The 13984-nt window shown below is 50.0% G+C and carries 12 protein-coding genes; 6 read left to right on the top strand and 6 right to left on the bottom strand.

What is annotated here, in order from left to right:
• Positions 1-96 precede the first annotated feature (96 nt).
• Together ACN0YR_RS06120 and ACN0YR_RS06115 are read right to left on the bottom strand one after the other, a co-directional pair.
• Positions 97-555, bottom strand: a complete 459-nt coding sequence (locus tag ACN0YR_RS06120; protein WP_417848305.1) for a ferritin-like domain-containing protein — start codon at positions 553-555, stop codon at positions 97-99.
• A gap of 289 nt (positions 556-844) precedes the next feature.
• Entirely contained in the window at positions 845-1222 is a 378-nt protein-coding gene (locus ACN0YR_RS06115; RefSeq protein WP_417848304.1) for a hypothetical protein, read from the bottom strand.
• 210 nt (positions 1223-1432) lie between these two features.
• Between ACN0YR_RS06115 and ACN0YR_RS06110 the strand changes: the two genes are divergently transcribed.
• The 4 genes from ACN0YR_RS06110 to corA all read left to right on the top strand — a co-directional run bounded on the left by ACN0YR_RS06110 (position 1433) and on the right by corA (position 7428).
• The gene (locus ACN0YR_RS06110; protein WP_417848303.1) at positions 1433-2413 is read left to right on the top strand and encodes an ABC transporter permease subunit; all 981 of its coding nucleotides are present in this window, start codon (positions 1433-1435) and stop codon (positions 2411-2413) included.
• Positions 2414-2445: 32 nt separating this feature from the next.
• Complete coding sequence (locus tag ACN0YR_RS06105; RefSeq protein WP_417848302.1) at positions 2446-4395, top strand: ATP-binding cassette domain-containing protein; 1950 nt, start codon at positions 2446-2448, stop codon at positions 4393-4395.
• A gap of 223 nt (positions 4396-4618) precedes the next feature.
• Positions 4619-6247 carry a M6 family metalloprotease domain-containing protein gene (locus ACN0YR_RS06100; protein ID WP_417848301.1) on the top strand — a complete coding sequence of 543 codons (1629 nt, stop codon included), beginning with the start codon at positions 4619-4621 and terminating at the stop codon, positions 6245-6247.
• An 83-nt stretch (positions 6248-6330) separates the two neighbouring features.
• On the top strand, positions 6331-7428 hold the full coding sequence (gene corA, locus ACN0YR_RS06095; RefSeq protein WP_417848300.1) for a magnesium/cobalt transporter CorA: 1098 nt from the start codon (positions 6331-6333) through the stop codon (positions 7426-7428).
• Between the two features lie 105 nt (positions 7429-7533).
• On the opposite strand, the gene ACN0YR_RS06090 is transcribed toward corA, so the two are convergent.
• Together ACN0YR_RS06090 and argC are read right to left on the bottom strand one after the other, a co-directional pair.
• Positions 7534-8550 carry an AAA family ATPase gene (locus ACN0YR_RS06090; protein ID WP_417848299.1) on the bottom strand — a complete coding sequence of 339 codons (1017 nt, stop codon included), beginning with the start codon at positions 8548-8550 and terminating at the stop codon, positions 7534-7536.
• Between the two features lie 30 nt (positions 8551-8580).
• Entirely contained in the window at positions 8581-9588 is a 1008-nt protein-coding gene (gene argC, locus ACN0YR_RS06085; protein WP_417848298.1) for an N-acetyl-gamma-glutamyl-phosphate reductase, read from the bottom strand.
• A gap of 592 nt (positions 9589-10180) precedes the next feature.
• On the opposite strand from argC, the gene ACN0YR_RS06080 reads away from it, so the two are divergent.
• Both ACN0YR_RS06080 and ACN0YR_RS06075 read left to right on the top strand, forming a co-directional pair.
• A complete protein-coding gene (locus ACN0YR_RS06080) occupies positions 10181-10591 on the top strand; it encodes a thioredoxin family protein (protein ID WP_417848297.1) in 411 nt (136 codons plus the stop codon).
• A gap of 385 nt (positions 10592-10976) precedes the next feature.
• The gene (locus ACN0YR_RS06075) at positions 10977-11612 is read left to right on the top strand and encodes an NfeD family protein (RefSeq protein ID WP_417848296.1); all 636 of its coding nucleotides are present in this window, start codon (positions 10977-10979) and stop codon (positions 11610-11612) included.
• A gap of 90 nt (positions 11613-11702) precedes the next feature.
• On the opposite strand, the gene ACN0YR_RS06070 is transcribed toward ACN0YR_RS06075, so the two are convergent.
• Both ACN0YR_RS06070 and ACN0YR_RS06065 read right to left on the bottom strand, forming a co-directional pair.
• On the bottom strand, positions 11703-13598 hold the full coding sequence (locus ACN0YR_RS06070) for a PQQ-binding-like beta-propeller repeat protein (RefSeq protein WP_417848295.1): 1896 nt from the start codon (positions 13596-13598) through the stop codon (positions 11703-11705).
• Between the two features lie 137 nt (positions 13599-13735).
• Complete coding sequence (locus ACN0YR_RS06065) at positions 13736-13927, bottom strand: hypothetical protein (protein WP_417848294.1); 192 nt, start codon at positions 13925-13927, stop codon at positions 13736-13738.
• Positions 13928-13984: the final 57 nt, after the last annotated feature.

Here is a 13984-nt window from a genome sequence, read left to right as displayed (position 1 = left end):
CAGTTTGCTCTACCGTGTGCCCGTGAAGAACGCATTTCTCTAGGAAAAATACTGTTCGCCACGCGGCAGAACCTGCAAACCAATTCGAAAGTTGCTTTAGCCTTCGTATTCTGCGAGATAGCCTTGGAATTCTCTGCGGTGCTGTTCTTCGTCGCCGAGTGCTTGAATACAAAGATCCTGTGTGACGTAATCAACTCCATCACATAGCTGAATCAATTTGTTGTATTGTGAGATCGCTCCATTTTCAGCATCGATCACACCTTTAATGACAGAGACAACATCGGTGAGTTTCGCAGGGGGTTGCAGCGATTCTTGAGTCGCTTTGAATTCTTTGCTTCCCGGGACGATTCCGCTGAGCGTTTTGATGCGTTGCGCGAGAGTCTGTGCGTGGGTGAGTTCTTCCTGAATGTCTGCATCAAGAGACTTCTTGATCTCTTCAGCACGGACGCCGTCCAAGTTGATCGAGTTGGAGAGGTAGTTCATGACCGTCTCCATTTCCATCCAATAAGCAACCTTCAATTCGTCAATAATCTGTTTCATCTGATCTTCTGACATCACAGTACCTTTCCTTGAGTTTTCTAACTTCCTAGTGGTGCAAAATTCATTATAGAGCATTTTCAATGCTTGTCGTGCCTGTGAAGCTCACTTTCATGACTTCACGTCACGACTTCATAGACCGCCCGCCACGAGGCGGAACGCAAAGACCAACATTGGCTTTGCTTCAGAACACATTCGTGTTTCTAGTCACCGTGAAGAGTCCATTTCATGTGATGAATCACTCATATTCACGAGACAGGTCACGTTATTTTTCTCAAAAAATGCCTGAGATGATTCCTGACGTGTGTCACCTCGCAGGCTCGATCGTGGAAATTTCATCGATGGCAAACGGCCCCACGACTTCTCCTTCCCCCCCAATCAAGAACAACAACCCACCTTCTGAACGTCCCGCATCAGGGTAACCTTCTCCAATTCGACCATCTTGACAAGTCACAACCACCGGATTGGTTTCGTCAATCCCGTGGAAGCCTTCCTGAGAGAGAACGGGAAACCGTTCCCACGCCCATTTCCACAAAGTCATCTCAGGTGCCGGGCGACCGGCCAGGTCTTGCCACTCATGCTCAGCGAGTAACAAGTCTTTTCTTGAAGCGACTTTACACCACGGGGTGAGATTTTCATCAATCCACTGCCGTCGTGACTGAACAAGATCCTGGAAACTTTTCATGAGAAAGGGATCGTAAGGGGAAGGAGGGTTTTCAACGAATCTGCATCCGATGATCAAATCCATGCTGATCCGTTCCCCAAGACATTTGCTCAGGGTCGTGCCGCACGATACATTGGAAGAACTGAAATTGCGGTGTTTTTGATATTCTTCTCTCCGCGTTTCAGATTCCTTATTTGACTTTATCTTCCTTCATTTCCAAGGTGTAAGCAAATGACTGAACTTCCTCTGCTTCTCGCACAGGCGGCAGAAGGAACGATCACACCTCCGTATACCGTTCTATTGATCGGGTGGATCGTTTTTCTTGTGGGTTTGATCGTATTCAATTTCTCGTCGCGAGCCGGAACCATTGCTCGGGCGACAACGAAAGAGGCCCTGCGTCAACCGATATTCTTCCTCATGACGGGGGCAGCGATCCTGGTCATGGTCGCCAACTACTATATTCCCTTCTTCTCCATGGGGGAAGATACAAAGATGTACATCGACTGCGGCTTGGCGATGACTCTGATTTGTGCCTTGTCCCTCTCTGTCTGGACAGCAAGTACCAGTGTCGCCGAGGAAATTGAAGGCAAGACAGCAATGACGTTGCTGTCCAAACCGATCAACAGACGGCAATTCGTACTGGGAAAATACGTAGGAATCCTGCAGTCAGCTGTCATCATGCTGGTGATTTTAGGATCCCTCTTCTTCTTCTTTACCTACTTCAAATTTGGATATGACCAAACGGAAGCGGGTAAAGGCGGAGCTGACCTCTTTTTCTATCGCAGCGTAGGATGGCTTCCATTCCAAATCCCCTACCTCACCCAGGAACGATTCAACGTTGCACGGACAATCCTTCCGGGGCTCACATTGATTGCGATGGAAGTCTGTGTTCTCACTGCAGTCAGCGTGGCGATTTCAACCCGAATGCCAATGCTCGTCAACATTAGCACCTGCTTCTCACTTTTTGTGATCGGCCACCTTTCGCCGATTCTTGTGCAAGCGAAAGACCAGAACGTGTTTGTGAAATTTTTCGCACAAGCTCTGGCAACGATCCTTCCATCCCTTGAGCACTTCAATATGTCTGCGGCGATTTCGACAGGAAAGGTCATCCCGATGGATTACATCGGATTCGCGGCGATGTACTGTCTTGCGTATGTCATTGCGATGATTATGCTGGCATTTCTGATGTTCGAGGATCGAGACTTGGCGTAAGTCCCCAATGATGGCGGTATCACATGAGCGGAGTGTCGAGACCACTGCAGCGATTAATTCCCAAACGCACCTCGACCGAGCATCACGGGCGAGGGCTGATTGTCTGGGTGTTCATATTTGTCATAGGAGTTTTGTCGAGTCTTCTGCTCACAACGCTTTTTATTGACCTGCTTGTCACGAAAGGACAGTTGTCGGCAGCAGAACTCGCCAAGGCTCAAAAAGAGTTCGACGTTGACTTCAGCTCAATGGGAAGTGACGTCGGGCTGTGGGCACAGGCCGTTCGCTTCGACGACCTCCCCGGTTGGTCGTGGATTCCGTGGGTTTGCCACACAATCCCACTCGCTCGTTCGAGTCAGGGAGCGATGTCTCTTCTGGTGGGACTGGGGCTGATCCTCGCTGTCGTATTGATGTTTGCCAGATCGAAATCGAGGAATCATTCGCTGGAATCGGCACGGGAAATTACGACACGCCTCCGCAAATCGATTCATCGACAAACATTACGACTCGGTCCAAGTGATTTAACTGGTCAGCGATACCACACCGCCTTCAAACTCTTTACCGATACTGTTGACGAAATTCGCGAGTCGATCACTCAGTATCGCTGGCGCATGATGCGAGGAGCGACTCTGCTCCCGGCGATGATCCTGGCGATTCTGGCCATCGACTGGCGTTTAGCTTTGCAGTGCCTTCTCCCAACCGCAGCTTGCTGGTGGGTGTATCGTTATGAGCGACAGCGCGGAGCTGCCCGCCGTTTGCTCGCAGAATCTCACGCAGAGACTGAAGCGAGATTTCTCGCAGATGGCTTGAAGCAAACCCGTCTCGTTCGCGGATACAACATGGAAGCTTTCGAGGAATCTCTCTTCGAAAATCACTTGGGCCGATTCACTACCGAAGATCGATCAGGTCGGCAATTCGAACAAAACGCCTTGCGATTGGCGCGTTTCGTTGTCGCAGCTTCGATTTCGGTCGTCTTGCTCTTGATCGGTCTCAAAATTCTTTCGCAGACAGAGCCTTTGCCTCTGGCGAGTGGAGTAGCGATTGCGATTGCCTTGGGAATTATCGTGCGGGAATCTGCCTCCATCGAACGGGTCTTTGGTGAACGACGAAGCCTGGACATGGCTGCTGACCGAATCTATCGGTACCTGGATGAGATCCCCGAGGTGGGGCAAGCAGTTGGAGCAAAGTTTATTCAGCCCGCTTCGAAAGCGATCGTTCTCGAAACGGTCCACTATCACAATCGCGGACATGAAATTCTTCGCGGAATCGACTTAAGGATCGAAGCGAACACTCAAGTCGCTCTGGTTTCTCTGGACCCTCTTCTTCCTAAAGCTGTCGCGTATTTACTTCCCAGATTTATTGAACCATCCAAAGGGCGAGTCCTTTTCGATGGGGAAGATATCGCTTGGGGAACGCTGGAGTCGATTCATGCCGAAACTCTTTACGTGGGGGGTGACGATCCCGTCCTCTCTGGGACAGTCCTCGAAAATTTGATCTGCGGTGACTCAAGAATCTCGATGCAAGATGCCATCGAAGCTGCGAAGACTGTGCATATCAATAAGTTTATTTCGAGCCTTTCACTTGGCTATGAAACGGTGCTCGGTGAACATGGCACATCAATAGGAGTTGGCGAAGCTTTTCAACTCGGGCTTGCGCGTGCCATCCTGCGTGACCCGGCTGTCCTCATCATTCAGGAACCAGAGGCTGTCCTCGAAGACGATCTCCGTGATGCCATTGATGATGCCTATCAGCGAATCACACAGGACAGAACCGTGATCTTCCTGCCAAGTCGTCTCTCAACGATTCGGCGATGCAATCAAGTCGTATTACTTCATGACGGAAAAGTCGAAGGGATCGGCGCTCATAGCGAGTTACGCAAAGCCTCTGAGATCTACCGACACTGGGACTACATTACATTCAATTCTTTCAGCCGTGAATCACGACGACTCAACTCTCAAGCAGCCAAACCGCGACTCAAAACATAACGCGATCAATTCGCAACAGTTCATCGAGCCTGATCAAAAAATTGTGAAACCTCCGAACCGGTCATCACTGATTGGTGACGCTGGTGGCGAACACATCACCGCGCTGACAGTTCTGGTTCATTCGAAAAACCTGCATCAGTGATTGTCGTTTCAGTGAAGAACAGCGACTTGAAGAGTCCCATTTAAGTTACGAAACCGGCGCTATCCAATGAGGGCCACACCAATGTTTCTACGATCTTTCAAGTTCTACATACTCTTCACAATTCTGATTTGCACTTCGCGCACCGGCTTCTCCGCACCGGCATCCGAAGCATTTCGAACTCACAAGCAGCCCGACAAAACCGAAATTCTTCTACGTTTACGAGGGGATGAATGGTTCAACTGGCTGGAAACCAAATCTGGTCATACAGTCGTTCATCGTGATGATGGAGCTTACGTCTACGCTGCCGATGCAGTGAGTGGAAAGCTGATCGAATCGAAACTCCTCGTTGGTCAATCGGACCCTAAAGATGCAAACATCAAGCCTGGAATTCTTCCAGATTTCGAAGAGATCAATCGCCTCAAAAAGAGTCCAAATGACGGCCGGATGATGATTCCGAAAAAGATCGGGAACTTCCGGAACCTTGTTGTCCTGGCCCGTTTTTCAGACCACCACAACAGGCAACTTCCGACTCAACAGGCGATGAACCACATCTTCAACACTGTTGGAGGAGATCCACAAAATGCTCCGACTGGAAGCCTCCGCGATGTCTACTACGAGAACTCATATGGTATGAGTGAACCGGTCTCGACGATTTCCACCTGGGCAGATTTGCCGAAGTCCGAACTCTATTATTCTGAAGGGCTGTGGGGGCGCGGACCGAAAAATCTCGCACTTCAGGCTGTTCGAGATTCGTTAAAACTTGTCGATCATCAAATCGACTTCTCCAAGCTCGATTCCAACGGAGACAATTTCGCAGATTGCGTCACCTTCACCCATTCCGGTTATGGTTCAGAAGCGAACGGACTCGACCCCACAGGAGCCCCGCCAAGAAATCGAATCTGGTCACGCTTTGATGTCCTCGATCCTCCGTGGGTTTCTGACGAGGGTGTGAAAGTTTCCCGGATCGCCATTTGCCCCAGCCTCTTTGGCCACACAGGGACCGTGCCCACCCGGATTGGAATTCTGGCCCATGAAATCGGTCATGTGATGGGTCTTCCCGATCTGTACGATAACATGCCCAACGGAATCGGCGAGCACGTTGGACACGGAATCGGTTCATGGGGCATGATGGGAAACTGTTGGGGATTCGATCAAACTCAACTTTATCCGCCACATTTTTCACCTTGGTGTAAAATCCAACTCGGTTGGGTGACTCCGAAAGAAATTCACGCCACCAGCAAAAAGCAGTTGGAAGCGATCGAACAATCCCCGGAAGTTTTCAAGTTCACGCAAGGATTTCAAAAGGGTGAATACCTGCTGATCGAGAATCGACAACCACTCGGATTCGACCAGCGAATTCCCGTCGATAAAGATGGATGCGGCGGACTGGCGATCTGGCACATCGATGAAAACCAAACAGATGTCTTAAATCGAGCTGGCTTTCCCGGTCAAACGAATTGGCCAACAAATGGACGGCATTATCGCATTGCAGTTCTTCAAGCCGACGGAAAATACAGCCTTGAAAAAGGAGAGGACAAAGGGACCGGAGACGACCTTTATCGAGGAACGCTCACCTCGTTGATTACACCAGGAACAGTCCCAGGAACGATGAGTTATCATGGTGGAGTTCTCTCAGCGACTCCCTACTCAATTTTGAAGATCTCAGTCTCTGGAACCGTCATGAACTTTGAGGTTCAAGTTGTGCCATAAAAATTCTGTTCAGACTGGTGGCGGGATCTCGTCACTGATGATGTTCAGCAAGTCAATTTTGAATTCTGCAATGGATGTGCTCAATGAATAAACTAATCCGGAAAATTCGGATTCCAAAACCGAAGCGTGTTTTCCACCGCCGAACGACTCCCGCAACTGCCCCCGGGACAGTCACCTCAATCGAGGGAGAAACCGAAACTCTTATTCGCCAGATCTATTTTGAAAAAGATAAGATCGCCGAAGTCGAACTGAGTTCAGCGAAGGAAATCATGGACCCTACCGACAAGCCCGGTGTTCTCTGGGTGGACATTATCGGAGTCGGGAATGGAGAGCTGGTTGAAGAAGTCGGTCGACAATTCGGCCTCCACCCACTTGCTCTTGAGGATGTTGTCCATACTCACCAACGGTCAAAATGTGACGACTATGGATCGCGATTATTTTTCGTCGTCAGAATGTTGACGAATCACGAATCGCTCGCGAGTGAACAAGTCAGTCTGTTTCTGGGGCCGAACTTTGTCATTTCATTCCAGGAGCAAAAAGGAGATTGCTTCGACCCAATCCGCGACCGCATCCGCAATCATTCTCGAATTCGAGGTCGCCGACCTGACTATCTTTTCTACGCCCTGATCGACGCCATCATTGACGGATATTTCCCACGCCTGGAAGACTTTGGGATGAAGCTCGAATTCCTCGAAGAACAAATCCTGAATCAGGAAGGAGAAATGGATCAGGTCTATCAAATCCGCAGAGATTTGCTCCGCATTCGCAAGCATGCCTGGCAACATCGCGAAGCAATTCAAACGTTGATTCGACAAGACCATGAACTCGTCTCATCAGAAACGCAGGTTTACCTTCGAGATTGTTATGACCACACGATCCAGCTCATTGATGTCGCGGAATCGTTTCGAGACCAATGTACAAACCTTCGAGATTTGCATCTTTCAGAAATGAGCGCCCGACAGAATGAAGTCATGAAAACGCTGACGATCTTCGCCACGATCTTCATGCCCATGAGCTTTATCGCTGGCGTATATGGAATGAATTTCGACAGAGGTGCTTCTGAATGGAATATGCCTGAAACGGAATGGTACTACGGTTACCCATTCGCGTTAATGGTGATGGGAGTCATCGGCTTTGGCCTACTCGGCTACTTTTGGCGAAAGGGTTGGTTAAAATCATAAGTCAAAATCATTCCCGGTTTTCATTGGCGTCCGAGAAGCTCACTTTCATGACTTTATGGACTGTTCGCCGCGAAGCAGAACCTGCAAACCAACTTGAAAGATGCTCTAGCCTGTTGGCGTCGCGATCGAGTCCATGATTTGAGTGATCACTTCCTCGATGGATGTTCCTTCTGCTTCTGCTTTGTAATTCAGCAGAACACGGTGACGCAGGACCGGGTGAGCGATGGACCGGATATCTTCGACATTGACATGTGATCGGCCGTTCAGAAGTGCCCTGGCCTTGGCTGCCAAAATGAGATATTGCGATGCTCTGGTTCCCGCTCCCCAGCTGACATACTTGTTCACAAAATCAGACGTGCCACACTGCCCCGGACGTGAGGCCGCCGTAATTTTAACGGCATATTCGATCAACTCTTTAGCAACCGGAACGGTCCGGACCACTTGATGAAATGCGAGAACATCCTCGCCCGTAAACAGGGGCTCAATCGTCGCCGGGGTTCCCGTGGTTGTTCGCTCTACGACGGCAACTTCATCTTCCATTGGCAAATAATTGATCACGACATTGAGCATGAACCGGTCAAGCTGCGCCTCAGGGAGTGGATAAGTTCCTTCCATCTCAATGGGGTTTTGCGTCGCCAGAACAAAGAACGGTTCTTCCAAAGCGTAAGCATCTCCCGCGGCAGTCACCTGATGTTCCTGCATTGCTTCCAGCAGAGCTGCCTGTGTTTTGGGAGGTGTCCGATTGATCTCATCTGCCAGGATGACGTTGGCGAAAATCGGGCCTCTCACAAACTTGAGTTGCCGCTGTCCTTCAGCGTTCTCCTCAAGAATTTCTGTTCCCGTAATGTCTGCAGGCATTAAGTCGGGGGTGAACTGGATTCGGCGAAATTCAAGATGGAAGATCTTTGAAATGGAATTGACGAGCAATGTCTTCGCCAACCCGGGAGCACCTGTGATCAAACAGTGTCCCCCTGCAAAGAGAGTGATCAGCACCTGTTCAATGACTTCGTCCTGCCCGACGATGACCTTGCTCAACTCATTTCGTATTTGCTGTCGACTGGACCTGAGCTTCTCGACAATTTCCCGCTCCTGTTCGAACGCTTTCTCTGTCGGTTCACTCATCGAACTTGATCCTGATCTGAATTGCCGAGATTACAACAGCGCGGTTGTTTCGTCGAAGTCGCACATCAAATTAAAATTCTGAACCGCAACACCAGCTGCGCCTTTAATCATGTTGTCGAGAACCGCCAAAATCATCAAGCGACCCTTCACAACTCGGGCAGTGATATCGCAATAATTGGTGTATGCGACGTCTTTCGTTTTGGGTAAGTGCGAGACAACTCTAACAAACGGGTTCCCGATGTAGAATTCTCGCAGGCAATCGATGGCCTGCTTCTCGGTCAGCTCTGTCTTCGGTGTGGCGTAAATTGTGGCAAAGATTCCACGGTCCATGGGAACCAGGTGGGGTGTAAAGAGGACTTCAACTTTGTCGCCGGAAACATCACTGAGGATCTGCTCGATTTCCGGCATGTGTCGATGTGTTCCGACTCCGTACGCAGAGAAGCTCTCATTACATTCCGCGTATAACGTCCCTAACTTCGGAGCTCTGCCAGCTCCGGAAACGCCACTCTTTGCATCAATGATGATTGAAGAAGGCTCGATCAGTCCGCCACTGACGAACGGAGCAAGTGCCAGAATCGAGGTGCTGGTGTAACATCCGGGGTTGGCAATCAAGTCCTGCCCTTTGATGCGATCACGATAGAGTTCTGGCAGTCCGTAGACGGTGTTCCCAAGCCGAGTCGGGTCCGTATGCACATGCCCATACCATTTCTCATAGACACTCGGATCACTCAGTCGATAGTCCGCGGAAAGATCGACCACTTTTAAGCCGGCAGAAAGCAGGCTCGGAATCGCGTCCATACTCGCCTTGTGTGGTAAGCAACAGAAGACCACATCCGCCTGCTCCACGATTTCTGCGGTCGATGGATTGGTCATGTTGAAATCAAACATGCCGGACAGCGAAGTATGAACTGAAGAGACGGCACCTGATTCGGACCGGCTGGAGACAACCTTCACCTCTGCCTGAGGATGCCGATGCAGCAACCGCATCACTTCCAAAGCCGTGTAACCTGTCCCTCCAATAATTGCGACTCGAACCACGAAACGACCTTTTGAATTTTGATTTGAGATTGAAATTTGATCCAAAACCTGAATCCGACCTTATCAACACAGAGGAAGCACTTCATCACTTCATGAGAAAGGTTTCCATACGAGGTCGTCATTAAAGCACTTTCGTGCCCGTAGTGAAATGATTCTACCAGAAAAACCACTGAACTCCACGAGACAGAGCCCGTCTATCATTTCCGAAAATGCTCTCGCTCAAGCAATCCTGACTCAAATGACCGAAAACCGAGTAAAACAGAACGTTTTCAACAGCCTTGTCAGAGGCTCCTCACTTCTTCACCGCAATGATGGAGTCTCCCGCATACTTTCGTATTCCCAGTCTCTGTGAACAATGCTTTGCATGTGACGAGTCCCCTCTCAGCCCAAAACATCATATTTCGCGTTATCGAATCAGTCTTCAGGTTCTGCCTCGTCACGAACGGTTCAAATGAGTGACAATGGTCGCTGAGGTGTTGTTCGCGTTTTTCAGTCTCTCTCGATTTTTTTGCGAACAACTGAAATAGCCTGCTCATCAAGCAAAATCACAAACTATGTTTCGAATGTGTTGCTCCATTCCAAACAGGCTCTGATGATGTTTTCTGGAAACACGCGGGCTCATCCCGCCTTGATTCTTGTCGCTATCCTGTTCGGACTGGCGTTTTCTTCGCTGCGCTACGCGTTCACGACTCCACCAGATGACCTCTGGTTTCAGGTTCGAGTTATTGAAAGCCAGAAACCGGTGATTGTGAAGTTCGGAGCGGACTGGTGCGGCCCATGTCGTGCGATGGACCCAGAACTGTCCCGATTACGAAGCCGTTATTCCGAAAAACTGGATGTTGTCGAGATCGACATCGACGAGAAACCACACCTCGCAAAACACTACGGAGTCAGCGGAATCCCACGGATCTTCCTGTTCAAGGATGGCCGCCTCAAAAAATCCCGCACGGGCTACGCCTCGCAAAAAGAACTCCTCAGCTGGTCTGAATCGTATTTCGAATAAACCAATAGCGGGTCAATCCCCCACTCAGACCAGTCCGCCAGCTTGAGAGTAGCTGAGAACCAGCCCGGAGACTTCTCTGACTGTCACTTCCCTCAGAGGTTGAGAGTCCGATTTCAGGCTCCAGACTCTCTTGTCGAGCATTTTCAACGCTCGTCGTGTGCATGATCTCCTCGTTCAGGCCCTCACAAACTGCTCGCCACGCAGATCAACCGATCATTCGCTCTGATTTCAACATGATCAGAGATGAAAAAGCTGAGCTTTCGCCTTCGAGGCCGAAACAACCGGTGAAAGTATTGCCGATGGTTGTCTTCAAGGTAGAATGGAATTGAGCCAACTCGGTATTTGGTTGGCTGCCTTCTCAGACTTCGGAGACAGCAACTCGACTATGGATGACCAAACACTGACATTTGTATTGATGCTCATTGGGTTCGTGCTTTTAGGAGTGGAATTATTGCTCCCAACGGGCGGAATCGTGGGTGTGCTGTGTGCATGTTCATTTTTGGGATCTGCAATATTTGCGTACCGGGCCTGGGCTGAGGTGAACCCGTTGTATTGGCGGATTTACGTGGTCACATTTCTGGCGCTCATCCCGATCACGATTTCCGGTGTCTATTATCTGCTGAACAATACAAATTTCGGGAATCGTGTGCTGCTGGCTGCCCCATCCACTGAGGAAGTGACTCCATATCAGCGCGAGATTGAACACCTACAGAATTTGATTGGTCAGCGAGGGACTGCTCTCAGCCCGCTCACACCGGGAGGACTCGTTCAGGTGAACGGAGAACGACTGCATGCCATTGGAGAAGGCTTCAGCATTGAGTCCGGTGTCCCGATCGAAGTCGTCTCGACGAATGGGACTCGGGTTGTAGTCCGACTCGTCGCCCCCAACGAAGAGCCTCTCTCCGAAGCCCCGCAAGACGTGAAACCTGTGCAAAATCCGAATCCTGAAAGCAATGCTAGCAATCAGCCGAAGCCGACTGGTGGAATCCTCGACCCATTCGCAGACGCAGAAACCACTTAGCAGCTTGCTCTACCATCTCCCTGTGAAGAACACGTTTCATCAGAGAAATTACAGCTCGCCACGAGGCAGAACATACGGACCAAGTGAATATCAGCGAGGGCCTTGAAGCCTGCTTGTATTAACTTCGATGGCTGAAAATCGATCCCCTCCGTCTATGTAGAGGGTTTTCCCCGAGAGCATGAGGCCATGGGCCTGTTGCCCAGTCAGTTTTTGATACTGGTCTCGTTGAATAAGTCTTCCAGTCTGAACATCAAGGGTCCAAATTTCGGACGATCGAGGCCAAAGAACCGTCCTACCGATAAGTTCTGCCCGATTAAAATTTGAAGACAATTTCGGTGCTGACAGTTTCCATTCGACTCTCCCCGTGAAGCAATCGAGGGCCATCAACCCCGGCGTCGACAGGACAAGCAACCCGTCATTGAGTCCCAGCACATTTTGAGGCGGTTCAGCAAGAAACTGCTCCCACAACAGCGATCCCGAATAGAGATCAAAAGCAGCTACGCCGTTCCGAGTGGCACAATAGACGACCCCCTCCGAGGCGAAACAACTTCTTTCTCCCGAAAATCCTGGACTGGTGATTCTTGAAGCTGGGTCGATCCCCGAAATCCATTGGACCTGACCAGTCCGTTCGTGAATACAGCAGAGAGTTTCTCCATCAATCAGCCAGAGCAGGCAACCTTCGGACCGAATAATGTGATCATCAAAAGAAGCAGCTCTAGCGTCCGGAACTTGCAAATTCGCAGCGATGTCACGAATCCATCGAACTGAACCATCTGCCTGATTCAGACACGCTATTTGTAGTTGCGAACCAGGAGAGAGCGAGCGAACAGGAAGAAGAAGTTGGTCCTGAACGATCACAGGCGAACCGGTAAACAGCAGCTGACGATCAGGTCCAAAACCGGGAAGTGAGTCCGCTGCAACGGTCCAATCGAGTCGACCTTCCGCTTGTAAGTTGAATGCCGAGACTCTTGATTTTTCTGCTGGGGTCAGCATTCCGTCGTTTGCAGAACCGGAATGGCCTGTACAAATATAAAGGGTATCTTCGTGCAGAGCCCCTCTCGCGATAGCCATTAGTGATTGATCACTCTCTGGGCGCTCTGCTGTAGTCTCGAACAGAAAACCATCGTCATTTTCATCCACTGGCCATGCAGATTGGCCTGTCGCTTTATTGAGCGCTCGAAGCCCGTTGGCATCGTGTAGAAGCAAAAAATCGTTCCAGATAATTGGGCGAACAACCTTCCGTTGAGAAGCTCCTCGCGCCATCTCGACGGACCATCCCTGTTTCTCAAAGCTGAAACGAACAGACTCATTGGGCATCAACTTATCCAACCGCAAAAACGCTTCAGACGGTGCCTGCCGCAACGATTGCATCTGCTGTTTCAACAACTCTGCAAGATTGCCTTCTTCTCCTCCGACGCGCCCTGCAACATCGGGAGAGACGTTTTGAAGTCGCTGGAGTTTTGAAGTCGCTTCGCGAAAATGACCAGTGAGCATCGCAGCGACAATCTCACGTTTGATGAGATCACTAAAAATGTTCGGTGCTACGCGCTGCTGAACAGGCAAGAAATCTGCAGTCTCCGCTCGTGCGATTCTCCAACACTTTTTGGCGGTTGAGATCTCCCCATCTTTCCATTGCCGATCCCCGATGCTCAATAGAGTCTCTGGACTGGTTCTGTTCGTAAGCAACAGGCGCCACAACTCAAACCCGGCTGTCTCAACAATCGTATCATCTGAGACGGGCGTTTCGCTCAGCAAGGGAGAAGTTTCTGAAAGGTGCTGGGTTAAGAAGTCTGCCAGCAAGCTCGCTTCGATTTGTTGATGCGAAGCCACCGGCACCATGATTCCAGCGAATTCGCTGCGCAACTTTTGGAGATCCTCCGTGACTCGGCTGTAATCGTTCGCTTCAAGATCGAGCAGAATTCCGGTAAAAAGTCGCTCGGCATTCGCATCGATGTTCGACGAAACCTGAAGTTGATTCCGAATCACTTGTGCCGTCAAATTCGTCTGAAGAACGAAGAAAAGCACCGTAACTGCAAGAAAACGAGAGCGAAAAAGAGTCCCCTGGCAACCGCTGAGAGGTCTGAGACATTGCTTGAAATCAGCAAATTTCGATGGTCTCAATGTCATTCGGGCTCTCTTAACCATTGTCCCAGCATGAAAATCACAATCCCCAAGATCGTGAGAGCTGGCATCCACAGGAGTTGAAATCCTGTGCTCAACTGACGCAAAATGACGAGTGGAAGTAGAGTTAAGGCTGCGAGTTGCAACAAAAATCCCAAGTTATTCTTAAACGTTTTCAATGAATTGCTCGACACAGCATGAATTCCAGAGAAAGAGATTTCAGCCCGCATCTACAAATTCAGGCTGCCGGA

The sequence above is a fragment of the Thalassoglobus sp. genome, from assembly GCF_048270125.1.
In the GTDB taxonomy this organism is placed as follows: Bacteria; Planctomycetota; Planctomycetia; order Planctomycetales; family Planctomycetaceae; genus Thalassoglobus.
This window is presented reverse-complemented; position numbering and strand designations above follow the sequence as displayed.

Bases quoted from the DNA above. Each gene is read 5' to 3' on its own strand.
- ACN0YR_RS06120 (WP_417848305.1), bottom strand. From the start codon at position 555: ATGTCAGAAGATCAGATGAAACAGATTATTGACGAATTGAAGGTTGCT.
- ACN0YR_RS06115 (WP_417848304.1), bottom strand. From the start codon at position 1,222: ATGAAAAGTTTCCAGGATCTTGTTCAGTCACGACGGCAGTGGATTGAT.
- ACN0YR_RS06110 (WP_417848303.1), top strand. From the start codon at position 1,433: ATGACTGAACTTCCTCTGCTTCTCGCACAGGCGGCAGAAGGAACGATC.
- ACN0YR_RS06100 (WP_417848301.1), top strand. From the start codon at position 4,619: ATGTTTCTACGATCTTTCAAGTTCTACATACTCTTCACAATTCTGATT.
- corA (WP_417848300.1), top strand. From the start codon at position 6,331: ATGAATAAACTAATCCGGAAAATTCGGATTCCAAAACCGAAGCGTGTT.
- ACN0YR_RS06090 (WP_417848299.1), bottom strand. From the start codon at position 8,550: ATGAGTGAACCGACAGAGAAAGCGTTCGAACAGGAGCGGGAAATTGTC.
- ACN0YR_RS06080 (WP_417848297.1), top strand. From the start codon at position 10,181: ATGATGTTTTCTGGAAACACGCGGGCTCATCCCGCCTTGATTCTTGTC.
- ACN0YR_RS06075 (WP_417848296.1), top strand. From the start codon at position 10,977: ATGGATGACCAAACACTGACATTTGTATTGATGCTCATTGGGTTCGTG.